Annotated in this window: 20 protein-coding genes and 1 pseudogene; 10 read left to right on the forward strand and 11 right to left on the reverse strand. The window is 68.3% G+C overall.

The window, feature by feature from the left end:
• Nucleotides 1-77 precede the first annotated feature (77 nt).
• A complete protein-coding gene (putA, locus tag ACZ1I5_RS01395) occupies nucleotides 78-3,179 on the forward strand; it encodes a bifunctional proline dehydrogenase/L-glutamate gamma-semialdehyde dehydrogenase PutA (RefSeq protein ID WP_465171962.1) in 3,102 nt (1,033 codons plus the stop codon).
• Between the two features lie 87 nt (nucleotides 3,180-3,266).
• Nucleotides 3,267-3,539 (forward strand): hypothetical protein, encoded by a 273-nt coding sequence (locus tag ACZ1I5_RS01400; protein ID WP_465171963.1) that lies wholly within the window; start codon nucleotides 3,267-3,269, stop codon nucleotides 3,537-3,539.
• 60 nt (nucleotides 3,540-3,599) lie between these two features.
• Here ACZ1I5_RS01400 and ACZ1I5_RS01405 read toward each other — a convergent pair whose 3' ends face one another.
• Genes ACZ1I5_RS01405 through ACZ1I5_RS01415 form a run of 3 tightly spaced genes read right to left on the reverse strand, consistent with a single transcriptional unit; the run spans nucleotide 3,600 to nucleotide 6,134 of the window.
• Nucleotides 3,600-4,073, reverse strand: a complete 474-nt coding sequence (locus tag ACZ1I5_RS01405; RefSeq protein ID WP_465171964.1) for a low molecular weight protein-tyrosine-phosphatase — start codon at nucleotides 4,071-4,073, stop codon at nucleotides 3,600-3,602.
• 31 nt (nucleotides 4,074-4,104) lie between these two features.
• Complete coding sequence (locus ACZ1I5_RS01410; protein WP_465171965.1) at nucleotides 4,105-4,794, reverse strand: UTRA domain-containing protein; 690 nt, start codon at nucleotides 4,792-4,794, stop codon at nucleotides 4,105-4,107.
• Nucleotides 4,791-6,134: a formimidoylglutamate deiminase gene (locus tag ACZ1I5_RS01415; RefSeq protein WP_465171966.1), complete on the reverse strand. Its 1,344-nt coding sequence runs from the start codon at nucleotides 6,132-6,134 to the stop codon at nucleotides 4,791-4,793. The genes ACZ1I5_RS01410 and ACZ1I5_RS01415 overlap by 4 nt, the downstream gene beginning before the upstream one ends.
• Before the next feature lie 58 nt (nucleotides 6,135-6,192).
• On the opposite strand from ACZ1I5_RS01415, the gene hutI reads away from it, so the two are divergent.
• The 4 genes from hutI to hutU all read left to right on the forward strand — a co-directional run bounded on the left by hutI (nucleotide 6,193) and on the right by hutU (nucleotide 11,732).
• Nucleotides 6,193-7,404: an imidazolonepropionase gene (gene hutI, locus ACZ1I5_RS01420; protein ID WP_465171967.1), complete on the forward strand. Its 1,212-nt coding sequence runs from the start codon at nucleotides 6,193-6,195 to the stop codon at nucleotides 7,402-7,404.
• A complete protein-coding gene (gene hutH / locus ACZ1I5_RS01425) occupies nucleotides 7,401-8,948 on the forward strand; it encodes a histidine ammonia-lyase (RefSeq protein WP_465171968.1) in 1,548 nt (515 codons plus the stop codon). Before hutI ends, hutH begins: the two co-directional genes overlap by 4 nt.
• A gap of 127 nt (nucleotides 8,949-9,075) precedes the next feature.
• Entirely contained in the window at nucleotides 9,076-9,879 is an 804-nt protein-coding gene (gene hutG / locus ACZ1I5_RS01430) for an N-formylglutamate deformylase (RefSeq protein WP_465171969.1), read from the forward strand.
• A 188-nt stretch (nucleotides 9,880-10,067) separates the two neighbouring features.
• Nucleotides 10,068-11,732 (forward strand): urocanate hydratase, encoded by a 1,665-nt coding sequence (gene hutU, locus ACZ1I5_RS01435; RefSeq protein ID WP_465171970.1) that lies wholly within the window; start codon nucleotides 10,068-10,070, stop codon nucleotides 11,730-11,732.
• 307 nt (nucleotides 11,733-12,039) lie between these two features.
• On the opposite strand, the gene ACZ1I5_RS01440 is transcribed toward hutU, so the two are convergent.
• The 4 genes from ACZ1I5_RS01440 to ACZ1I5_RS01455 all read right to left on the reverse strand — a co-directional run bounded on the left by ACZ1I5_RS01440 (nucleotide 12,040) and on the right by ACZ1I5_RS01455 (nucleotide 15,039).
• On the reverse strand, nucleotides 12,040-12,927 hold the full coding sequence (locus ACZ1I5_RS01440; RefSeq protein WP_465173872.1) for an FAD:protein FMN transferase: 888 nt from the start codon (nucleotides 12,925-12,927) through the stop codon (nucleotides 12,040-12,042).
• A 101-nt stretch (nucleotides 12,928-13,028) separates the two neighbouring features.
• Nucleotides 13,029-13,841 carry a DUF4198 domain-containing protein gene (locus ACZ1I5_RS01445; RefSeq protein ID WP_465171971.1) on the reverse strand — a complete coding sequence of 271 codons (813 nt, stop codon included), beginning with the start codon at nucleotides 13,839-13,841 and terminating at the stop codon, nucleotides 13,029-13,031.
• Nucleotides 13,842-13,867: 26 nt separating this feature from the next.
• The gene (locus ACZ1I5_RS01450) at nucleotides 13,868-14,386 is read right to left on the reverse strand and encodes a DUF2271 domain-containing protein (RefSeq protein WP_465171972.1); all 519 of its coding nucleotides are present in this window, start codon (nucleotides 14,384-14,386) and stop codon (nucleotides 13,868-13,870) included.
• 17 nt (nucleotides 14,387-14,403) lie between these two features.
• On the reverse strand, nucleotides 14,404-15,039 hold the full coding sequence (locus ACZ1I5_RS01455; RefSeq protein WP_465171973.1) for a PepSY-associated TM helix domain-containing protein: 636 nt from the start codon (nucleotides 15,037-15,039) through the stop codon (nucleotides 14,404-14,406).
• A gap of 212 nt (nucleotides 15,040-15,251) precedes the next feature.
• On the opposite strand from ACZ1I5_RS01455, the gene ACZ1I5_RS01460 reads away from it, so the two are divergent.
• Complete coding sequence (locus tag ACZ1I5_RS01460; RefSeq protein WP_465171974.1) at nucleotides 15,252-16,553, forward strand: Hsp70 family protein; 1,302 nt, start codon at nucleotides 15,252-15,254, stop codon at nucleotides 16,551-16,553.
• A 117-nt stretch (nucleotides 16,554-16,670) separates the two neighbouring features.
• On the forward strand, nucleotides 16,671-17,219 hold the full coding sequence (locus ACZ1I5_RS01465) for a hypothetical protein (RefSeq protein ID WP_465171975.1): 549 nt from the start codon (nucleotides 16,671-16,673) through the stop codon (nucleotides 17,217-17,219).
• 203 nt (nucleotides 17,220-17,422) lie between these two features.
• Here the strand turns inward: ACZ1I5_RS01465 and ACZ1I5_RS01470 are convergent, their stop codons facing one another.
• The 3 genes and pseudogenes from ACZ1I5_RS01470 to ACZ1I5_RS01480 all read right to left on the reverse strand — a co-directional run bounded on the left by ACZ1I5_RS01470 (nucleotide 17,423) and on the right by ACZ1I5_RS01480 (nucleotide 20,988).
• The gene (locus tag ACZ1I5_RS01470) at nucleotides 17,423-18,523 is read right to left on the reverse strand and encodes a pyridoxal phosphate-dependent aminotransferase (protein WP_465171976.1); all 1,101 of its coding nucleotides are present in this window, start codon (nucleotides 18,521-18,523) and stop codon (nucleotides 17,423-17,425) included.
• Between the two features lie 15 nt (nucleotides 18,524-18,538).
• A pseudogene (astD, locus tag ACZ1I5_RS01475) lies at nucleotides 18,539-19,960 on the reverse strand (succinylglutamate-semialdehyde dehydrogenase); the annotation flags it as partial.
• Between the two features lie 125 nt (nucleotides 19,961-20,085).
• Nucleotides 20,086-20,988 (reverse strand): LysR family transcriptional regulator, encoded by a 903-nt coding sequence (locus ACZ1I5_RS01480; protein WP_465171977.1) that lies wholly within the window; start codon nucleotides 20,986-20,988, stop codon nucleotides 20,086-20,088.
• Between the two features lie 96 nt (nucleotides 20,989-21,084).
• Between ACZ1I5_RS01480 and ACZ1I5_RS01485 the strand changes: the two genes are divergently transcribed.
• Entirely contained in the window at nucleotides 21,085-21,951 is an 867-nt protein-coding gene (locus ACZ1I5_RS01485; protein ID WP_465171978.1) for an aldo/keto reductase family oxidoreductase, read from the forward strand.
• Nucleotides 21,952-21,984: 33 nt separating this feature from the next.
• Here ACZ1I5_RS01485 and ACZ1I5_RS01490 read toward each other — a convergent pair whose 3' ends face one another.
• The gene (locus tag ACZ1I5_RS01490; protein WP_465171979.1) at nucleotides 21,985-22,932 is read right to left on the reverse strand and encodes a LysR family transcriptional regulator; all 948 of its coding nucleotides are present in this window, start codon (nucleotides 22,930-22,932) and stop codon (nucleotides 21,985-21,987) included.
• A 74-nt stretch (nucleotides 22,933-23,006) separates the two neighbouring features.
• Here ACZ1I5_RS01490 and ACZ1I5_RS01495 point away from each other — a divergent pair, with 74 nt between their 5' ends.
• A complete protein-coding gene (locus ACZ1I5_RS01495) occupies nucleotides 23,007-23,555 on the forward strand; it encodes a YybH family protein (RefSeq protein WP_465171980.1) in 549 nt (182 codons plus the stop codon).
• Nucleotides 23,556-23,563 lie beyond the last annotated feature (8 nt).

Genomic DNA, 23,563 nt, shown 5'->3' on the forward strand with positions numbered 1-23,563 from the left:
TAACGAAGCACGTTCAGTGACGAAAGCGGTATGACGAAGATGTCCACTCCTCTCCGCCAACCCGCCAAGGAAACCCGATGCCACGCTCGCCCTGGGACATGATCGACGACGCCAAATATCGCGACGAGGCGGAGACCATCGCCGATCTGCTCGCGCACCAGCCCTTGTCCTTCCCCGAGCGCAAGGCCGTCGTGGCCGAGGCGATCGCGCTGGTGGAATCGGCGCGGTCGGCGGCGAAGAAACAGGGCGTGGTCGAGGATTTCCTCCAGCAATTCTCGCTCGGCACGCGCGAGGGGCTTGCGCTGATGTGCCTCGCCGAGGCGTTGCTGCGCGTGCCCGACGCCGAGACGCGCGACCGGCTGATCGCGGAGAAGATCGGCTCGGCCGACTGGGCCAGCCATGTCGGCAAGTCCGACAGCCTGTTCGTCAACGCCTCGACCTGGGGCCTGCTGCTCACCGGCAAGCTGGTCGAGGCGGATGAGACGGCGAAGAAGGACATCGGCGGCTATATCAAGCGCATCGCCGCGCGCATCGGCGAGCCGGTGATCCGCCAGGCCGTGGCCGCCGCCGTGCGCATCATGGGCGAGCAGTTCGTGCTCGGCCGCACGATCGAGGCAGCGCTCGCGCGGGCGAAGAAGGAAGACACGCTCTGCTCCTTCGACATGCTCGGCGAGGGCGCCCGGACCGAAGTCGATGCCGCACGCTTCGAGCAGATCTATGCCGAGGCGATCGAGACCGTCGGCAAGGCCGCCGCCGGTGCCGGACCGGAGCTTGGCCATGGCGTCTCGGTCAAGCTCTCCGCGCTCCACCCGCGCTACGAAGCCGTGCAGGAAGCCCGCGTGTGGGACGAGCTGTATCCGCGCGTGAAGCGCCTCGCGCTGATCGCCGCGCGCCATGACCTCAATTTCGCGATCGACGCCGAGGAAGCCGATCGCCTCGTCCTCTCGCTCAAACTGGTCGACCGGCTGGTGCGCGAACCCGAGCTCGGCGACTGGAAGGGGCTCGGCGTCGTGGTCCAGGCCTATCAGAAGCGCGCGCCACTGGTGATCGCCGCGCTCGCCGATCTGGCGAAGGACAGCGGGCGCCGGATCATGATCCGCCTGGTCAAGGGCGCCTATTGGGACAGCGAGATCAAGCGCGCTCAGGTCGCCGGCCGCCCCGATTACCCCGTCTACACCACCAAGGCCGCGACCGATCTCAGCTACCTCGTCTGCGCCAAAGCACTGATCGATGCGTCGCCCGCGCTGTACCCTCAATTCGCGTCGCACAATGCGCATACCCTCGCCGCAGTGCGCCACATGGCCGATGCGGCGGGCGTCCGCATCGAGCATCAGCGGCTGCACGGCATGGGCGAGGCGCTCTATGCCGGCGCCGACCAGCGTTATGGCGGCATCATCCTGCGCGCCTATGCGCCCGTCGGCGGGCATGAGGAGCTTTTGCCCTATCTCGTCCGTCGCCTGCTCGAAAATGGCGCGAACACCAGCTTCGTTCATGCCCTGCTCGATGAGGAAATCCCGGCGGCCGACGTCGTCCGCGATCCGATCGCGATCGTCGAGGCGCACCCTAATGCGCATGCCAAGATCCCGGTGCCGCCGCGACTCTACGGCGCTGCCCGGCGCAACTCGCAGGGGCGCGACTTCTCGCTGGCCGCCGCGCGCGACACCGCGAACAAGGCGCTCGCCATGGTCCGCGCCGAGAAGGTCAGCGCCGGCCCGATGATCGGCGGCAAGCTGGTCAAGCGCCCCGTCGAACCCGTCACCAACCCCGCCGACCGCAGCATGACGATCGGCCAGGTCGGCAGCGCGGTACCCGCCGATATCGATGCGGCGATCAAGCTTGCGCGCAAAGCCCAGCCAGGCTGGAATGCGCTGACCGGCACGGGCCGCGCTGTCGTGCTGCGCGCCATGGCCGATGCGCTGGAGGCGGAAGAGGACCGGCTCGTCGCCCTGCTCTCGCTCGAAGCGGGCAAGACGCTCAACGACGGCGTCGCCGAAGTGCGCGAGGCCGTCGATTTCTGCCGCTATTATGCGATGCTCGCGGAACGCCAGTTCGGCGCGGCGGTGATCCTCGACGGCCCGGTCGGCGAAGTGAACAGCCTGGAGCTTCATGGCCGCGGCGTGTTCGCCTGCATCTCGCCGTGGAATTTCCCGCTGGCGATCTTCACCGGCCAGATCGCCGCCGCGCTCGCCGCCGGCAATGCCGTGCTGGCCAAGCCCGCCGAGCAAACCCCGCTGATCGCGGCCGAGGCCGTGCGGATCTATCACAAGGCCGGGCTCGATCCGGCGTTGCTTGCTCTGGTGCCGGGTGACGGCGCCGTGGTCGGCGCGGCGCTGGTCGCGCATCCGGGCATCGACGGGGTCGCCTTCACCGGCGGCACCGACACGGCGGGATCGATCAACCGCACGCTCGCGGCCCGCCCCGGCCCGATCGTACCCTTCATCGCCGAGACCGGCGGGCTCAACGGCATGTTTGTCGATTCGACCGCGCTGCGCGAGCAGGTGGTCGACGATGTCATCCTCTCCGCCTTCGGCTCGGCCGGGCAGCGTTGTTCGGCGCTGCGCCTGCTCTATCTCCCTAACGACACCGCCGAGGAGACGATCGCCACCCTGATCGGCGCGCTGGAGGCACAGGTCCTCGCCAACCCCAGCGACCCCGCCACCGACATCGGCCCGGTGATCGACGAAGAAGCGCGTAGCGCGCTCGACAAGCACGTCGTCCGGCTGGAGAAGGAAGCGCGCATCCTTGCCAGGCTCGATCCGGGCGCACGCGGCAGAAGCGGCAGCTTTTTCGGCCCGGTCATCGCCGAGGTGCCGACCCCCGATTTCCTCGAACGCGAGGTGTTCGGCCCGATCCTCCACATCTATCGTTACGATCCGAATGATCTTGAGGCCGTCGCGGGCAAGCTGGCGGCGCGCGGCTATGGCCTCACGCTCGGCGTGCACAGCCGGATCGACCTCTTCGCCGAGGAAGTGCGCGCGGCAGTGCCCGCCGGGAACGTGTACGTAAACCGCTCGATCATCGGCGCGGTGGTCGGCGTCCAGCCGTTCGGCGGAGAGGGCCTGTCGGGCACCGGCCCCAAGGCCGGCGGCCCGCACGCGCTGCTGCGTTATGCGCTGGAACGGGCGGTCTCGGTCAACATCACGGCGCAGGGCGGCGACCCCGCGTTGCTCAACCTGTGACCATCGGAGCTTGACCGCGGTCGGCGCGTTACGGATAGACGGGCGCTGAGGCGTCCGATGGCGCGTAACGGCAAAGAAGGAAACGACGTGGCGGCTGACAAGATGGACATCGACCTGTCGACGCTTCTCGACAATGAACACGAGCAGCAGGTCGAGTTCACCGGCGAAGTGGACGGCGACGATTACGAATTCGCGGTGCAATATGCGGTGCTCGAAGCGCTGAGCGGCGATGCGCCGGACGACGACGCGATCGACATGTTCAACCGCTTCAGCGACACGATCGCCGAGGCGGGCCTGGTCGCGCTCGCGCGCAACAGCGACCAGGACCTGATCGTGATCAGCGAGAACGACCTGGAATAGGGGCGCTCTCGGCCTCGCCTCGCGCTTCCTTGTGCTCCCGCGAAAGCGGGAGTCTCGACTCTACCGCAGCCGCTCCACCAGCGCACGCGCCGCGGCGGTAACGTCAGCCCAGGTCGTCTCGAACCCCTCGTCCGTCCCGTAATAAGGATCCTGTACCGCCTCGCCCTCGCGCCCGCTCACCAGGTTCAGCAACAGGTCGAGCTCGGCGGTCGCATCATGCGGGGCGATCGCGCGCAAATCCCGGAGGTTCTGGGCGTCGAGCGCGAAGATATGGCTGAACCGGCGAAAGTCTTCCGCCTCCACCTGCCGCCCGCGATAGCCGGAAATGTCGATGCCGTGGCGCTTCGCCGTGGCCAGCGCGCGCCGGTCCGGGGCATGGCCGATATGCCAGTCGCCGGTTCCGGCCGAATCCGCCGCCGCATCGAGCCCTGTACGCTCGGCTTCCGCACGAAACGCGGCTTCGGCGAGAGGGGAACGGCAGATATTGCCGAGACAGACGAACAGGATGGCTGGCGGCGTGGGGCGGTCGGTCATCGTGCCGGGATAGGGCGCGGCGCCGGCTTTGTCACCGCGGCGTGAAATCCTCGACCAGGTCGTAGCGGTCGCCGGGGAAGACCTGCCGCGCAAAGGTCACGGGCGGGCCGTTGCGCCAGGTCCAGCGCTCGATCTGCAGGCACGGCGCCTGCGTCGCGATGTGGAGTTGCCGCGCGACGGCGGGGGCAGCGGCGACCGCACTGATCCGGTGGCGCGCGTCGGTCCAGGGCACATGGCCGAGCAGCCAGGTGCCCGGCGCCACCGCACTGAAATCCACCTCCTCCGCTTCGGGTACGGTGCCGAGGTCGAGCCAGCGCTCCTCCCAGCCAAAGGGATCCGCGCCGGCATGATGCACGCCGCCCAGCCGTAGCCATCGCCCGGCGGTGCGCGTCTCGACCTCGTCCGGCGGGCTGGTGTCGATGCTGCGCGACGCCAGCGCCCAGCGATAGGCTTCGCCGCGCGCCGCGATCAGCGCGCCGATATCGGGCACGCCGACCACGGCGGAGCGGATGCGCGGATGCGCGACGAACGATCCGGCGCGTCGCCGCCGCTCGATCAGGCCTTCGCGCGCGAGGTGGCTCAGTGCCTTGTTCGCGGTCGCGCGGGCGCAGCCATAGGTCACGACCAGCTCATGCTCGAACGGGATGCGCGTGCCGGGCGCCCATTCGCCGGAGCGGATGCGCTCCTCGATCTCGCGCCGGATGCGCGCCTCGATCGTCATCCGATCAGGCGGGCGAGCACGGCCGTATAGCGCCGTCTGATCTCATCGCCCCGCACATGCCTGCCGCCCTCCACCAGCCGGATACCCCGGCGCCAGACACAGTCTATCCCGTCTCGCGCCGCAAAGATCCAGCTGTCGAGCAGCCGGTCGCCCGATCGCGCGGCAAAGGCGGGATCGTTCGCGTCGAGCGACACCAGGTCCGCGGACCGGCCGATCGCGATCCCGCCTTCGACGCCCAGCGCGCGCGATCCGCCCGCCAATGCTCCGTTGAACAGCGTCGCGCCGATCGACGCCCGCGCACCCGCCAGCACGCAGCGTTCGCGCCGCGTCAGCCGCTGGCCATATTCGAGCAGGCGCAGTTCCTCGGTCGCCGAGATCAGCACATTGGAATCGCTGCCGATCCCGAACGCGCCACCTTCGGCAAGATAGGCGGCGGCCGGGAAGATCCCGTCGCCGAGATTGGCCTCGGTGATCGGGCACAGGCCAGCGACCGCGCCGCTCCCGGCGATGGCCGCGCGTTCGGCATCGGTGACATGAGTCGCATGGACCAGGCACCAGCGTTCATCGACCGGCATTGCGTCGAACAGCAAGTCGACCGGGCGCTTGCCGCTCCAGGCGAGACAATCGGCCACCTCCTTGAGCTGCTCGGCGATATGGATGTGGACCGGGCCGCCCGCCGCCAGCGGCAGGATCGCCGCGATCTCCTCGGGCATCGCCGCGCGCAGACTGTGCGGCGCGATGCCGACCACCGCGTCCGGACCAGCAACGCGGCGCGCGCCCTCGACCAGCCGCGCGAAACTGTCGGGGTCGCTCAGGAAACGCCGCTGTGCCGCGCCGGGCACCGCTCCGCCAAAACCGCCATGGGCATAGAAGACCGGTAACAGCGTGAGGGCGATCCCGCTCGTCTCGGCCGCCGCGGCGATCCGTGCCGCCATCTCGGCGGGGTCGGCATAGGGCCGGCCGTCGACATCATGATGGAGATAGTGGAACTCGCCGACGCGCGTGAACCCGGCCTCGAGCATCTCGACATAAGCGAGCGCCGCGATCGCCTCGACATCCTCCGGGCCGAGCCGGTCGAGGAAGCGGTACATCAGGTCGCGCCATGACCAGAAATCGTCGCCGGTCGTGCCGCGCTGTTCCGCCAGGCCGGCCATGCCGCGCTGGAACGCGTGGCTGTGGAGATTGGGCAGGCCGGGCAGGCCGATCCGGTGGCGCTCGTCGCCCGACGCGGGGTCGACGTCGGTCGCGATGGCGGAGACCAGCCCGTCGACTATCTCCAGCCGGACATGATCGGCCCAGTCGGTGCCGACCAGCGCGGTCTCGAACCACAAAGCGGACATCGGCACCTCCTGCGAATATGTCTAGACATATTCACCGCTTTGGCCAAGTCTGTATCGCATGACGACTCCGGACCCTCCCCGCTGCGACCGGCTGTGGCACAATGCCCGACTGATGACGTGCGCCGACCGGGGCCTCGGCATCGTTGAGGACGGCGTGGTCGCGGCGCGCGATGGTCGGATCACCTATGCCGGGCCCGCCAGCGGAGCCTTGGCCTTCGACGCGGCCGAGACGGACGACTGCGCGGGTCGTTGGATCACCCCGGGCCTGATCGATTGCCACACCCATCTGGTCCATGCCGGCGACCGCGCGCGCGAATTCGAGATGCGGCTCGACGGCGCGACCTATGAGGAGATCGCCCGGGCCGGTGGCGGTATCCGATCGACCATGGCGGCGACCCGCGCCGCGAGCGAGGCCGACCTGGTCGCGACCGCGCTGCCCCGTCTCGATGCGCTGATCGCGGAGGGTGCCACGACGGTCGAGGTCAAGTCGGGCTACGGCCTCACGCTCGACGACGAACTGAAGATGCTGCGTGCGGCAAAGGCCTTGGGCGAGGCCCGCCGGGTCCGCATCCGCACCACCTTCCTCGGCGCCCACGCGCTTCCGCCCGAATATGCCGACGACCCCGAGAGCTATATCGACCTGGTCTGCGACTCGATGATCCCCGCTATCGCCGGCATCGCTGATGCGGTCGACGCGTTCTGCGAAGGCATCGGTTTCACCGCCACGCAGACTGAACGCGTCTTCGCCGCCGCAGCCGCGCACGGCCTGCCGGTCAAGCTCCACGCCGAGCAATTGTCTAATCTCCACGGCGCCGCACTCGCCGCGCGCTACGGCGCGCTGTCGGCGGATCATCTCGAATATCTCGACGAAGCCGGCATCGCCGCGATGGCGCAGAGCGGCACTGTCGCCACCCTGTTGCCCGGCGCCTTCTACTTCGTGCGGGAGACGAAGCTGCCGCCGATCGCGGCGCTCCGTGCCGCCGGCGTGCCGATCGCGCTGGCGACCGACTGCAACCCCGGCACCTCGCCGCTCACGTCGCTGCTGCTGGTCATGAACATGGGCGCGACGCTGTTCCGGCTCACCGCCACGGAATGCCTGCGCGGCGTCACGATCAACGCCGCCCGCGCGCTCGGCCTGCAGGACGAGATCGGCACGCTCGAGGCGGGCAAGGCCTGCGACCTCGCCATCTGGGATGTGGGGCACCCCTCCGAACTCGTCTATCGCATGGGCTTCAACCCGCTCCATGCCCGTATCTGGAGCGGCCAATGAGCGCGATCATCCTGAAACCCGGCCCCTTGAAACCTGGGGCCGTGCCGCTGGCAGAGTGGCGCGCCATCTATCGCGGCGCGGACGTTCGGCTCGATCCTGCATCGGCCGGCGCGATCGCCGCCAGCGCCGCCGCGGTCGAGCGCATCCTCGCCCGGGGCGAGCCGGTCTATGGCATCAACACCGGCTTCGGAAAGCTCGCCAGCGTGCGGATCGAGGCATGCGATCTGGCGACGCTCCAGCGCAACATCGTGCTGAGCCATTCGGCCGGGACGGGCGGGCCGTCGCCAGTGCCGGTCGTCCGGCTGATGCTGGCGCTGAAGCTCGCCAGCCTCGCCCAGGGCGCCTCGGGCGTGCGGCCGGAAACGGTCGCCCTGCTCGAGGCCATGCTGGTGAAGGGGCTCACGCCAGTGATCCCTGGACAAGGCTCGGTCGGCGCCTCGGGCGATCTCGCCCCGCTCGCGCACATGGCCGCGACGATGATCGGTGTCGGCGACATGCTCGTCGATGGCCGGCGCTTGCCCGCGGCCGACGCGCTCGCCGTAGCCGGCCTCGTCCCGCTGACGCTCGGGCCGAAGGAGGGCCTGGCGCTGCTCAACGGCACGCAATTCTCCACCGCCAACGCCCTGGCCGGGCTGTTCGAGGCGGAGCGGCTGCACCAGTCGGCCCTTGTCACCGGCGCGCTGTCGACCGAGGCGGCCAAGGGTTCGGATACGCCGTTCGATCCGCGCATCCATGCGCTTCGCCGCCATGCCGGTCAGATCGAGACGGCGGCGGCGCTCCGTAATCTGATGGCGGGCTCGGCGATCCGCGCCTCGCACGCGACGGGCGACGAACGCGTGCAGGATCCCTATTGCCTGCGCTGCCAGCCCCAGGTGATGGGCGCGGTGCTCGACCTGCTGCGCCAGGCCGCCGTAACGCTGGAGGACGAAGCGAACGGCGTCTCCGACAATCCGCTGATCTTCCCGGAAACCGACGAGGCGCTGTCGGGCGGGAATTTCCACGCCGAGCCCGTTGCCTTCGCCGCCGACATGATCGCGCTCGCCCTGTGCGAGATCGGCTCGATCGCCGAGCGCCGCATCGCGATGCTGGTCGATCCCGCGCTGTCCGGGCTGCCGGCCTTCCTGACCCCGCAGCCCGGGCTCAATTCCGGCTTCATGATCCCGCAGGTGACGGCGGCCGCGCTCGTCTCGGAGAACAAGCAGCGCGCTTATCCCGCGAGCGTGGATTCGATCCCCACCTCGGCCAATCAGGAGGACCATGTCTCGATGGCCGCGCATGGCGCCCGCCGCCTGCTCGACATGGCGGAGAATCTCGGCGCGGTGATCGGCATCGAACTGCTCGCCGCGGTGCAGGGCTGCGACTTCCACGCGCCGCTGGTGTCGTCCGATGCGCTGGAGGCGGCGCGCGCGCGGTTGCGGCAGGAGGTGCCGTGGCTGGACCATGACCGCCATATGCATCCCGATATGGAGGCGGCGAACGCGATCATCCGTTCGGGGGCTTTGGTCGAGGCTGTGAACGTCGCTCTTCCAGGCGTCGCGACATGAGTGCCGCGCCCACCACCTGCCGTCACCCCGGACTTGTTCCGGGGTCCATTTCTCCACATGCGCTGTCGTCGCCTGCCGCACGATGGATGCCGGAACAAGTCCGGCATGACGGATGGAGAGGGCGCGCATGAGCGTAGAAGTCCGGCGCGGTACCGCACCGTTGGTGGTGAGTTTCCCCCATACCGGCACTGACATCCCCGCCGAGATCGAACCCGGCTTCGTCTCCCCCTGGCTGGCGCGCCGCGATGCCGATTGGTGGATCGACCGGCTCTACGACTTCGCGACCGATCTCGGCGCGACCACCGTCCGCACCACCATCTCGCGCAGTGCGATCGATGTGAACCGCGACCCTTCGGGTGCGTCGCTCTATCCTGGGCAGGCGACGACCGAGCTGTGCCCGACCACGACTTTCGACGGCGAGCCGCTGTACCAAGCGGGCCAGGAACCCGATGGCGAGGAGATCGCCCGCCGCCGCTCGCTCTGGTTCGATCCCTATCATCAGGCGCTTGCGGCGGAGCTGAAACGCCTGCGTGCCGCGCATCCCAGGGCCGTGCTCTACGACGCGCATTCGATCCGCAGCAGCATCCCCCGATTGTTCGAGGGCGAGCTGCCGCAGTTCAACATCGGTACCTTCTCCGGCGCGAGCTGCGACCCCGCGCTAGCCGACGCGGTCGAGGCGGAGTGCGCCGCCTCCGGCCTGAGCCATGTCCGCGACGGCCGCTTCAAGGGCGGCTGGACCACGCGCCATTATGGCCGCCCATCGGGCGGCGTGCATGCGATCCAGATGGAACTGGCGATGCGTGGTTACATGGCCGAGCCCGAGGCACCGACGCCCGACAACTGGCCCACCGCGCTCGACCGCGCCGCGCCGCTCCGCGTGCCGCTCGCTCGCATCCTGAAGGCGTGCCTCGCCTTCGCCGAATCAACCTGAACGATTGGAGATTTGTAACGCCACCCTTCCCAATCCGTCACCCTGAACTCGTTTCAGGGTCCATGCGCGGTCAGGACCCGCAGGAGCCGCGCTCCTGAGTCAGACGACCGCGCATGGATGCTGAAACAAGTTCAGCATGACGACGGAAGGAGGGTGGATCCTCGACCGCACCCTCAAGGACGCAACTCATGACTCGCCTCGACAACAGCCGCATCATCCGCCCCGCCACCGGCACGACGCTCACTGCGAAGAGCTGGCTGACCGAAGCGCCGCTGCGCATGCTGATGAACAACCTCCATCCCGACGTCGCCGAGCGGCCCGAGGAGCTGGTCGTCTATGGCGGCATCGGCCGCGCCGCGCGCGACTGGGAAAGCTATGACCGCATCGTCGCCGCCCTGACCCGGCTGGAGGATGACGAGACTTTGCTGATCCAGTCGGGCAAGCCGGTCGGCATATTCCGCACGCACCGCGATGCGCCGCGCGTGCTGCTCGCCAATTCCAACCTCGTGCCGCACTGGGCGACCTGGGAGCATTTCAACGAGCTCGATCGCAAGGGCCTGGCGATGTACGGCCAGATGACCGCCGGTTCGTGGATCTATATCGGCACCCAGGGCATCGTTCAGGGCACCTACGAGACCTTCGTCGAAATGGGCCGCCAGCATTATGGCGGCGACCTGAAAGGCCGCTGGCTGCTGACCGCCGGGCTCGGCGGCATGGGCGGCGCGCAGCCGCTCGCCGCGGTCATGGCGGGCGCCTCCTGCCTCGCGATCGAATGCCAGCCGAGCCGGATCGAGATGCGGCTGCGCACCGGTTATCTGGATCGATCCGCGGAGACGATCGACGAAGCTCTGGCGATCATCGATCAGGCCAAGGCCGACGGAAAGCCGGTCTCGGTCGGCCTGCTCGGCAACGCAGCCGACATCCTGCCGGAGCTGTTCGCGCGCGGCGTGCGCCCCGATCTGCTCACCGACCAGACCTCGGCGCACGACCCGCTCAACGGATACCTCCCCAAAGGCTGGTCGCTGGAGGAGTGGGCGCAGGGCCGCGAGCGCGATCCGCAGGCCGTGATCGATGCGGCCAAAGCGTCGATGGCGGTGCATGTGCGATCGATGCTCGATTTCCAGGCCGCGGGCGTGCCGACGGTCGATTACGGCAACAATATCCGCCAGGTCGCCAAGGACGAAGGCGTGGCCAACGCGTTCGATTTCCCCGGCTTCGTCCCGGCCTATATCCGCCCGCTTTTCTGCCGCGGCATCGGCCCGTTCCGCTGGGTCGCTTTGTCGGGCGATCCGGAGGACATCTACAGGACCGACGTCAAGGTGAAGGAGCTGCTGCCCGACAACAAGGCGCTCCACACCTGGCTCGACATGGCGCGCGAGCGAATCCACTTCCAGGGCCTGCCCGCGCGGATCTGCTGGGTCGGGCTCGGCGACCGCCACCGGCTCGGCATGGCGTTCAACGAAATGGTGGCGAGCGGCGAGCTCAAGGCGCCGATCGTCATCGGCCGCGACCATCTCGATTCCGGCTCGGTGGCCAGCCCAAACCGCGAGACCGAAGCGATGCGGGACGGGTCGGATGCGGTATCCGACTGGCCGCTGCTCAACGCCCTGCTCAACACCGCGTCGGGCGCGACCTGGGTGTCGCTGCACCATGGCGGGGGGGTGGGCATGGGCTATTCGCAGCATGCCGGCATGGTGATCGTCGCCGACGGCACCGACGAGGCGGCGCGGCGGCTGGAACGCGTGCTGTGGAACGATCCGGCGACCGGCGTGATGCGCCACGCCGATGCGGGCTATGACATCGCGGTCGACTGCGCGCGCGAGAAGGGGCTCGATCTGCCATCGCTTCGGTGACGGAGAGGATGGCCATGAGCGGTCGCGCTTTTCGCTGTTCCGTCGCGATAAGAGGGAAGAACAGGGAAGATATTTTTTATTGAGCCCGAATTGCCTCGAGTTCTTGAATTAATCGTTTAATATCAATTTGTTAATGGCGTTTCCCTGTTCTTCGATAACAGCGAAGTTTTCCGACGGAACAGGGAATTGTCCGGGCGAACCGATCCTCGACAATGTCAAACAGCGTCACTGATTCCGCGCCGGGCGACCTAAGGCGTTTCGACGTTTTGTTGAATCGAAGGCGGCACGTTCCGGCTGGAAAAGAATCCTAGCCGAGCATCCCGGTCAGCGCGGGGGACAGGATCTCGCGATAGCCGAACCGGTCGCGCACGACCAAGCGCGCGGCAAGGCCTTTATCGGCGGCGAGCGCCAGACCTTCTTCCGGCCCGAGCACGGTCAGCGCGGTCGCCCAGGCGTCGGCCAGCATGCAGCTCGGATGCAGCACGGTGACGGCGGCGATGCCGTTGGCCACGGGCCGGCGCGTCCGCGGATCGATGGTATGGGCGTAGCGACGACCGCCCGTTTCGAAGAAGCGGCGATAGTCGCCCGAGGTCGCGACGGCGAGGTCGTGCAAGGCGACCCGCAACGGCGCGATCCGGGCGCCGGGCGGCGGCTCCAGCTCGACCCACCAGGGTTCGCCGCCGGGCTTGACCCCGGAGCCGACCAGCTCGCCGCCGATTTCGGAGAGAAAGTCGTCGATGCCAAGGCCGCGCAGCGCGCGGGCCACCGCGTCGACGCCGAAGCCCTTGGCGATACCCGACAGGTCGAGCCGCACATCGGCGGTGCGGCGCGCGCGCGTTCCGGACCGTTCGATCTTCGCCCATCCAACCGGTGCGGCAGTCAGATCGGCTTCAGCCGGCAGGTCGCCGCGGCCGGAAGGGCCGAAGCCCCAGAGATCGACCAGCGAGCCCGCCGTCGGATCGAACGCGCCACCGCTGGCGCGCGCGACACCCAGCCCGGCGTCCAGCACCTGCGCAAGATCGGCGGGCAGGTCCTGCCACGCGCCAAGCGGGGCGCGATTGAACCGGGAGAGATCGGATTCCGCCTCCCAGTTGCTCATCTCGGCGATCACGCCGTCGAGCGCGCGCCTGATCGCCGCGCGCACCTCAGCCGCCGGCCGGGCGGAGACGATCCGCGCCGACCAGCTCGTGCCCATCGTCTCGCCGCCGAACAGCTCGACGGTCGCCCCGGCGTCCCGCCGCCGGAACGATTCCACCGAGACGTGCAGCGGCACCGCGACGCGAGGCGCCCCGGGCATCAGGGCTGCAGGACTTCCAGCACGGTGGTGTAGCTCATCCGCTTCTCGGCATTGGGGATGGTCGTGCTCGGCGCGCTGGTCGTGGCCGACATCCAGTACATGCCGGCGCCTGGCCAGGTGATCGAGACCTGGCCCTGGGCATCGGTCTTCAGGCTGATCTCGTTGACCGAGGTCCGGTAGCGGCTGCCGCCCGGGATCACGGTGACCTCGATATTGGCGGCGGGCTTGCCGTCGGCGATCAGCTTGAAGGTCGCGGCTTCGCCCGCGACGAGATCGTTCGGGTGGGTGACCGGCACCAGCTCCAGGCCCTCGCCGGTCGGCTTGAACACCGTGTCGGTCGGCGCACCGGAGGTGACGAACACTTCGTTGCGGTTGAGCATCTCGCCCAGCTTCACATCGGTGGCGCCGGCGGGGATCGCGGTCGCCAGCTTGTCCGCGGTGGTGCCGCGCGGCAGGCGCTGCTCGACGCCGCCCACCTTGAAGCTGCCCATCACGCCGCCATTGCGGATGACGATCTTGTAGGTGCCCTTCTGCGTCATGTGCAGGTCGAAGTTTGCCCGGTACTGGCCGATGTTCATATGCTCGACCTTGCCCGGCGTGCCGTCGGGCTGGACCACGGCGGGCTCGGCGCGCAGCGGCTGGTGGTCGGGGAAGAACAGGTCGTTCGACGCGGCGGCGTCGAAAGTGATCCAGTCGTCATCGCCCGACACGATGGTGGTCGAGGGCAGCATCCACAGTCGGTGCGCCTGGAGCGGAGCGGCGATGGCGGCGGTGCAGACCGCGGCGGCGAGCAGCTTGTGAAGGGTCTTCATGGGGCGGATCCTCTCGCGCAAATTGATCAGGGCTTGAAGGTGACGACGACCGCGCCGAGCTCGGTCTTGCCGGCGGCTCGGGCGCTCTGGCCCGGCTTGGCCGGCCAGGTGAAGGGCACGCGGAGCACTTCGCGCCCGCCGGTCTCGCGCGCGGCCTCGACGACCAGCGTATATTGGCCGGGCTTGAGCCCGAGCTTCGCGCTGCTGAAGCTCAGCGACTGGACGCCAGGCGCACGCGTCGCGCCCGAGGTGCCGTCGGCGACAAAGGCATTGGTCCGGCCCGAGGCGCGCCACCAGGACCGCACTTCGTTCAGCCATTTGCGGCCTTCGTTCTTGGCCTTTTTCACATCGTACCAGACCGACAGCGTCCTGGCCGGCGCGCCATTGCCCTCGACGAAGATCGCGACATAGGGCCGGTGATATTCGGCGACCGACAGGCGCGGCACGGTGACCGCGACGTCCATCGTCTGGGCAAAGGCGGGCGTGCCCGCGGCCAGGCCGGCGATGGGCAGGCCAGTGAGGATCAGGCGGTGATTGAGCTGCATGTCAGGCTCCCGGTGGATCAATGGATGAAGAAGATGGCGAGCCCCGCCGGGATGGCGAGGCCGAGGGCGACGATGGGCCAGGTGGTCGGGCGCTTGGCCGAATGGAGCCAGAGCAGGAACAGTCCGGTCAGCGCGAAGACGAGGCAGGCAAAGGCGAAGACGTCGATGAACCATTTCCACACGGCGCCCGAATTGCGGCCCTTGTGGAGATCGTTGAGGTAGGAGATCCAGCCGCGATCGGTGAATTCCGAGGTGACCGCCCCCGAGGCGCGATCGATCGACACCCAGCCGTCGCCGCCGGGACGGGGCAGGGGCAGATAGATCTCGTCGGCGGACCATTCGGCATCGCCGCGCGCGCTGGCGGGGAAATTGGCCTCGACCCAGGTCGCGATCCGCGGCGGCAGGGGCTTCTTGGTATCGGGTGCCTCGTCGGGCGCGACCGTCTTCAGCAGGGGTGCGGGAAGCGTCGCCGCTTTCGACGTGACGGCGGGCTTGGCTTCGATGTCGGCGGCATGGTTCAGGGTGAAGCCGGTGACGGCGAACAGCACCAGCCCGACAAGGCTCACCGCTGAGCTTATCCAGTGCCAGGTATGGAGCTGCTTGAGCCAGAAGGTCTTGCGCCGAGGCTTTTGCCGCGCGGCCTGGTTAGTCATCGCTGGCGGAAGGCCCTGGTAGAAGTGAGAATGATTCGCGATAACGCAAACGATTCGCAATTGCAACGCGATGAACGAGTGATCAGCCGGTGTCGGCGCGGAAGTCATGGCTCCACCGAACCAAGTCGCCGGAGAACCCGGAGAACAGGGCTTGCGCTGATGCGGCGCGAGGCGGCATAGCGCGCGCCCTTGAGCTGCGTCGGAGGTCGGCAATGGAAGATGTTGCCGCAGGCACCGCGATCGGCCTCGACTTCGGCACCACCAACAGCGTCCTTGCGCGCACCGGTGCGGACGGCGGCGCGACCCTGGTCGAGTTCGACGGGCCGGAGGAGCGCGGCGCGGTGTTCCGATCGGCGCTGTGCTTCTGGCACGACGAGGATGTGCGCGGCGGCATGGCGGTCGAGGCGGGGCCCTGGGCGATCGCCGAATATCTCGATTATCCGCAGGACACGCGGTTCATCCAGTCGTTCAAGTCAGTCGCGGCCAGCCCGGTATTCGAGCATGCCTCGGTGTTCGAGAAGCGCTACCGCTTCGAGGATCTCGGCCGGCTGTTCCTCGACAAGCTCTCGGCCCATGCCGGGGATGGCCTGAAGACGCGGCCGAAGCGGGTCGTCGTCGGGCGGCCGGTCGAATATGCCGGCGCACGGCCTGACGCCGCTTTGGCGCGCCAGCGCTACGACGCGATGTTCGCCGGCTTCGGCGCCGAGATCCATTATGTCTATGAGCCGCTGGGCGCCGCGTTCAGCTATGCGACGCGGCTGGAAGAGCCCGCCACCATCCTGGTCGCCGACTTCGGCGGCGGCACCAGCGACTTCTCGGTGGTGCGTGTCGCCGAACCGGGTGCGGCGAAGCGCTGCGTGCCGCTTGGCCATGCCGGTATCGGCATTGCCGGGGATCGTTTCGACCAGCGCATCGTCGACCGACTGGTGCTGCCGATGCTCGGCAAGGGCGGCAGCTATCGCTCGTTCGACAAGATCCTCGATATTCCCGGCGGCTATTTCGCCGATTTCGCCGACTGGTCGCGACTGGCGCTGATGCGCAATCGCCGGACGCTGGAGGAGCTGCACCGGCTGCAGCGCTCGGCGATCGACCCCGTCGCGATCGGGCGGATGATCGCGCTGATCGAGAATGAGCTTGGGTTCCCGCTCTATGATGCGGTCGGGCGCCTGAAGCGGGCGCTGTCGAGCGGGGAGCAGGCGCCTTTCCAGTTCTCGGGCGCGGGGCTCGAGATCGAGGCGGGGGTTGCCCGGAGCGCGTTCGAGACCTGGATCGCCGACGATCTGCGCCGGATCGACGCGACGGTCGATCGCGCGCTGTCGGTCGCGGGGCTCGGGCCGGACGGGATCGACCGGGTGTTCCTGACCGGCGGCTCCTCGCTGATCCCCGCGGTGCGCGCGCTCTTCTCGCGCCGCTTCGGCGAGGCGGCGATCAGCTCGGGCGGCGAGCTCACCTCGATCGCGCACGGCCTCGCGCTGATCGGGCAGCAGGACGATATCGCCGCCTGGTCGGCCTGACACCGAACCGCAACATCAGCGTCATCAAAGCTGCACCGACCGCCGGTACGCTCGCCGGGTCGATCGCAAGCGCTTCGTCAGGTGCGAAGCCGCGATCACCTGTACGGGAGCGAGCGCATGATTCACCTCGGCGAAATGACGGCTGACCGGACTCACATGCTGACCCGGTTCCATGCCACCTTCGGGCAGGACCATTGGGCGCATCGCACCAGCGGCTGGACGCTGATCGGCGTGAACCCGGCGTGGTTCGACACCGATCCGGACGGCCCGCAGGTCGCCTGGCTGCGCGACATGCTCGACGGCTGCACGGGCCCGGTTGGCCTGTTCCTGCACAAGCCCTGGTTCAAGGCGACCGACAGCGCGGTATCCCGCGATACGCGGCGCGCGCTCGAGGCGTTGTTCGATGGTCATGATCTGCGCTTCGTCGCGCAGGGCCATGTCCATCAGGTTCATGATCGCCTCGGCGACGATACCGGCATCGACTGGTTGCCGTCGATCGCATCGGTCGAAGCCGATGCGGACACGGACGCTGGCGGAACCCGGCTGGCCAGCCTAGCCAGGCTGACGCTTGACCCGAGCGGTCATCGGTTCGACGCGGGCGATTCGGCCGACCATGTCGTCGCGTTTCCCGAAATCCCCGCCGTGCGGGAGCTGGCCGACGCGTGACTGGCCGGCCTGGCGGTCGTCCTCGCCGCCAAGGCGCGGGGAGGTGCCGGGCGAAGCTTAGTTGGCTGAAATTACCTCTCCCCGTTCGCCCTGAGCTTGTCGAAGGGCTGTTCTTTCTTCCGAGGAAGAGAAGGGCAGGGCTTCGACAACCCCGGATCAAGTCCGGGGCCGAACGGGGGATATCAATCCAGCTCAAAAACGCTTTAACCGCGCAGTGCCGCCGAAATAGCCTTGAGCCCACCCTCGAGTTCCTCGGTGGTGGGCCAGCCATAGCCGAGGCGGAAATAGCTGTCGGGCAGCTCGAACCAGTGGCCAGGCCCGACATAGCAGCCATGGTCCTCGAGCAGGCGCTTGTAGAAGGCGTGGGTACCGCCCGGCGGTTCCCGGCGCATGCGGGGGAAGCACACGACGCCGCCCATCGGGGCCACCCATTCGAGTAGCTCCTCGCCCGCCATCCAGGCCGTGATCCGGGCGCGGCGGCGGCGCATCTCGTCCAGGACGGGCTGGAGGATCTCGTCGCGGCGTGACAGGATCTGCTCGCCGACCCATTCGTCGATCACGCTGCCGCAGATGCTGATCTGCTCCTTGGCGGCGAGGAAGCGCTCCTGCAGCGCCGGGTCCCTGCTGATGATCCAGCCGATGCGGATGCCGGGCACGCCGTACGCCTTGGACAGGGAGGCGACACTGATGACATGCTCGCCGAGCGACGCGGCGAGCGGCAGCGTGCCGTTAAGCGACAGGTCGCGATAGGTCTCGTCGACCAGCAGCACGCAGCCGCGCTGCTTCGCGAGATCGACCAGAGCGCGCAGTTCCGCCTCGGCCAGCATCGTGCCCGTCGGGTTGTGCGGCGTGGTGATGCTGATGAGCCGGGTCCGCGGCGTAACCGCGGCGGCGATGGCGGCGGGATCGATGCGGAAGCCGCTTTCGAAATCCAGCTCGATATGAGTGACCGCGCAGCCGATCGCGCGCGGCGTCTCCAGATTGGTCGCGTAATTGGGGCGGACCACGACGAGATGGTCGTCGGCGCCGAGCAGCGTGGTGGCGATGATGAACAGCGCGCCGGCCGCGCCGACGGTGACGAGCACGTCGTCCGCCTCGACGCCGCCGCTCGCCTCGGCGATCAGGCGGCGCAGCCCGGCGCCGCCGCGATGCTCGCCATAAAGCAGGGTGAGATCGGGGATCGTCAGGCCGAGGCCGGCGATACTGCGGTCGGCAACCGAGCTTTCGGAAAGATTATAGCGGATGCGGCCATAGCCGAATTCCTCGGGCGACTCGACTTCGATCGGCATCCGGACATAGCGCATCGGGTTCTCCCTGGATCAGGCGCGGATACCCCGCAGGTCGTGCAGCTGGTCGGCGACCCGGTCGGCCTCGAAGCTGGCGACCGGATAGGCGCAATAATCGGCGGCATAATAAGCGCTGGGGCGGTGATTGCCCGAGGCGCCGAGACCACCGAACGGCATCGAGCCGGCAGCGCCGGTGGTCGGGCGGTTGCGGTTGACCACGCCGGCGCGGATGCGGCGCTGGAACTGCTCCCACAGCGCGTCATCGTTGCTGATCAGCCCGGCCGACAGGCCGAAGCGCGTGTTGTTGGCGGCGGCGATGGCGGCGTCGATATCGGCGACGCGGGTCACCTGGAGCACGGGGCCGAAAATCTCCTGGTCGGGCGCGGCGAGGCCGGTCACGTCGAGGATGGTCGGGCCGACGAACGCGGTCGAAGAGCCGGGACGTGCCTCGAACCGGCGGATCGCCTGGGCGCCGAGCGTCATCAGCTCCTCGGCTTGGAGCGACACGCGCGCCGCCGCGGCGGGGGAGATCAAAGGACCCATGAACGGTTCGGGCGAGTCGTTCCACGCGCCGATGGTGATCCGGTCGGACAGGGCGGCGACGGCGGCGACGATCGCGTCGCCCTTCGCGCCCCGGGGCACGATCAGGCGGCGCGCGCAGGAGCAGCGCTGGCCGGTGGTGATGAAGGCCGAGCCGACCACGATCGAGGCGATCGCGTGCGGATCGCCGTCCCACGCGACGAGCGGGTTGTTGCCGCCCAGCTCGAGCGCGAGGATCACCTTGGGGCGCTCGGCGAAGATGCGCGTGAAATGCGCGCCGGCGCCGGCGGAGCCGGTAAACAACAGGCCGTCGATATCCTCGGCAAGCAAGGCCGCGCCGGTGTCGCGGCCGCCCTGGACGACCGTGAACACGCCCTCGGGCAGGCCTGCCTTGCGCATCGCCGCGCCGATCAGCTCGCCGACCAGAGGCGTTTCCTCGGACGGCTTGAACAGGACCGTGTTGCCCGCGAGCAGCGCGGGGACGATGTGCCCGTTGGGCAGGTGACCCGGGAAATTATACGGGCCGAGCACGACCATCACGCCGTGCGGACGGTGGCGCAGCACGGCGCGGCCGAACGGGGCCTCCTGCTCGCGGCTGCCGGTGCGTTCGGCATGCGCCGCGATCGAGAGGTCGACCTTGCCGACCATCGAGGCGAGCTCGGTCTTCGTCTCCCAGAAGGGCTTGCCGGTCTCGCGCGAGATCGCCGTCGCGATGGCCTCGGCATCCTGCTTCAGCGCGTCGCGGTAGCGGTGGACGAAGGCGATACGCTCTTCCTCCGTCGTCGCCGACCAGGTGTCGAAGGCGGCGCGCGCCGTGGCGACCGCGGCGGCGCAGTCCTCCGCCGTTGCCTCGGGGCCGGACCATATCACCTCACCGGTGGCGGGATCCTGGGAGTGGAACTGGGTGGTCATGTCAGGTCGCCATTTCGCTCAGCATCGCGTTGCGGGTCTCGTTCATGCGCTCCCGCGCGATGTCCGCTTCCGCGCGGCAGGTTGAATATGGGCAATAGCCCGATGTGGCCATCGCCGCCACCGCGACATCATCCCGGCTGACTCCTGATGAAATCGATGAACGCCCGCAGCGGCGCGGGGAGATAGCGGCGGCCGGCATAATAGAGGAACGGCCCCGAGAAACGCTGCCACCAGGGTTCGAGCACCGGCACCAGCGCGCCGCTGTCGAAATGCGGCTTCAGCCAGTCCTCGAACAGATGGATGATGCCGAGCCCGTCGACAGCGGCGTCCACCGCCAGGTCGAACGCGGCGCCCGGCTGGATCAGCAGCGGGCCGGCCGGATCGATGCGGATGATCTCATCGTCGCGCTCGAACTCCCAGATCGGAGTCCTGCCGCTCGAAAAGCGGCCACGCAGACAGGCATGGTCGAGCAGGTCGCGCGGATGTTCCGGCCGGCCATAAGCGGCGAGATAGGCGGGCGAGGCGCCGGTCGCGAGGCACTGGGTGCGCGGGCCGATCGGCACCGCGATCATGTCCTGCTCGAGCCGTTCGTCATAGCGGATGCCGGCATCGAAGCCCGCCGCCAGCACGTCGACGAAACCGTCCTCGACGGTTACTTCGAGGCGGATATCGGGATAGGCCTTCAGAAAGGGCACGACGATCGGCCGCAGCACCGCGCGCGAGACATTGGCGGGCACGTTGAGGCGCAAGGTGCCGGCGGGCCGGTCGCGAAAGGCGTTGACCACATCCACCGCCGCCTCGACCTCACCCAGCGCCGGGCCGAGGCGTTCGAACAGGCGCGCGCCGGCTTCGGTGGGGGTGACGCTGCGCGTGGTGCGGTTGAGCAGGCGGACGCCGAGACGCGTTTCGAGCCGGCGCACCGCTTCGCTCAGGCCCGAGGCCGAGGCATTGCCCGCGCGCGCCGCGTCGCGAAAGCCGCCTGCGCGGACCACGGCGGCGAAGGTCGCGAGATCGTCGAGTTCCGTGGCCATTGTGCATAATAACGCACGACCTGTGCCGATTGCCATATCTTATCGCGCGATGCCGGCGGACGCATATCCTGCGCACTGAAACCCCGGAGACCCGACATGCCGATTCCCACGACCTTCCACCTCGGCGACCGCAGCGTGAACCGCATGGGCTATGGCGCGATGCAGCTCGCCGGCCCGGGCGTGTTCGGCCCGCCCAGGGACCATGACGCAGCGCTTGCCGTGCTGCGCGAAGCCATTGCGCGCGGCGTGAACCATATCGACACCAGCGATTTCTACGGCCCGCACGTCACCAACCAGATCATCCGCGAGGCGCTGCATCCCTATCCCGAGGGGCTGACGATCGTGACCAAGGTCGGCGCGGTGCGCGGCGCGGATGGCTCATGGCTGCCCGCGATGTCGCCAGCCGAGCTGACTCAGGGCGTGCACGACAATCTGCGCAACCTTGGCGTCGAGGCGATCGATGTCGTCAATCTGCGCGCGATGGGGGCGATCCATGGGCCGAGCGAAGGCTCGATCGCCGAGCAGTTCAGCACGCTGGCCGAGCTGCGGCGCCAGGGGCTGATCCGGCATCTCGGCCTGAGCAACGTGACATCGGCCCAGCTTGCCGAAGCGCAGGCGATCGCGCCGGTGGTGTGCGTTCAGAACCAGTATAACCTGGTCCACCGCGAGGACGATGCGCTGGTCGACGAGCTGGCGGCCAAGGGCATCGCCTATGTGCCTTTCTTCCCGCTGGGCGGCTTCTCGCCGCTGCAATCCTCCTCGCTGTCGGATGTCGCGGCGCGACTGGGCGCGACGCCGATGCAGGTGGCGCTGGCCTGGCTGCTGCAGCGGGCGCCCAACATCCTGCTGATCCCGGGCACTTCCTCGACCGGGCATCTGCGCGAAAACCTTGCCGCAGCTGACCTGGTGCTGTCGGATGAGGTGATTGCCGAGCTGAATCGGATCGGCACCGCCACCGCATAGCGAGGCGCGCCACCCGTGCGACGCTCGGCGGCGCTACGGGGTGCGAGCGGATCGTTCGATGATCCCCGCGAGCCATGCGAGGCCGGCGTCCTTCAACGCCACCTTGGGCATCACCAGGCTCAGGGTGAAACCGGGCAGCGCGAGGGGTGAGTCGTGACCGACCACCCCGAAGCGCGGCCCGTACAGCGCGACGAACCGGCGCGGCAGTGCCGAGATCAGGTCGGTATCCGCGAGGACCGAAAGCCCGAACATGAAGTTGGGCGTCGTCAGCGCGACGCGCCGCGAAAGGTTGCGCGCGGCAAGCAGGGTGTCGACAAATCCGGTCGGATCGCCCGTATCCGACACCACCAGGTGCTGCGCGGCGCAATAAGCCTCGAGGCTGGAGTCGTCGAGGAAGGGGTGTCCGGTCCGCGCCGCGATGACGAAATCCTCCTCGTACAGCGTCCGGGTGATGAATCGCGTCGGGACGGCCGACCAGGGCAGGATGGCCATATCCATCGCGCGGACCTCGACCGAGGCAAGGGCATCGCGCCAGGCAAGGTCGAGGGAGGGCTCGCCGGATTTCGGAAGCACCTGACGGATTGCCAGGTCGATTCCGGGTGCGTTGCTCCGCAACGCGTTCAGCAGCGGCTGGAGAATGACCGCCGACACGCCGTCCGGCGCGCCGACGGTGAAGCGACGCGCCGATGTCGCCGGATCGAACGGGCTCGCGCTGGCGACCACGCCCCTGACCCTAGCCAGGAGATCGGCGATCGAGGGCGCCAGTTCCACGGCGCGCGCGGTGGGGGTGACGCCCTTCGGCGTCCTGAGGAAAAGGGGATCATCGAGCATGGCGCGCAACCGACCAAGACCATGGCTTACGGCCGAGGGCGACAGGTTCAGCCGGGCGGAGGCACGGCCGACATGGCGCGTTTCCATCACTGCCTCGAACAGCACGAATAGATTCAGATCGGTACGGCTCAGATCGATTTCATGCAGCATATCGCTGAAATCATATCACTGGATTCAGCACGTGGAAATCACCGAGTGAGGGAGGACATGGTGAGGAGATTTCAATGCCCGACAAGAATTGCGCTGCAGGGCCGGCCGGGTCGTCAATGCTGTCGCGTCGCTGTGCCCTGGCAGCTGGCTTGACGATGCCGCTGGCTGCGCGCGCCACCGCGGGCCCGGATGCCGCCGCTGCACGGTTGATTGACCGCGCCGCGCTGGCCAACGCTGCGTTTATGCGCGGGGACATGGAGAGCTGGCGCGATCTGATCGGTCCGATCGCGCCGGACTTTACCCTGATGCAGCCATTTGGGGGCCCGGCCAGTCATGGTTTCGATTCGAGTAGTGCGCATCTCGCCGATCTCGCTCGTTATTTCAGGAACGGCGTGACCACCCAGGAACTGGTTCGGACCTATGGTTCGGAGGACGTGATCGTCCTCGTCCTGATAGAGCGGCAGCGTGGCGAAGTCGGCGGCCTGCCGGACCAGGACTGGTCGCTTCGCGTGACTCAGGTCTATCGCCGACGCGGCGATGCGTGGGAATATGTGCATCGTCACGCGGACCCGCTCGTCAGGAACATCGGGCTCGAGCGCACGGCGGCGCTGGCGCGGGGTTAGGCAATTCT

The organism is Sphingomonas sp. BL-S-30, assembly GCF_055521475.1.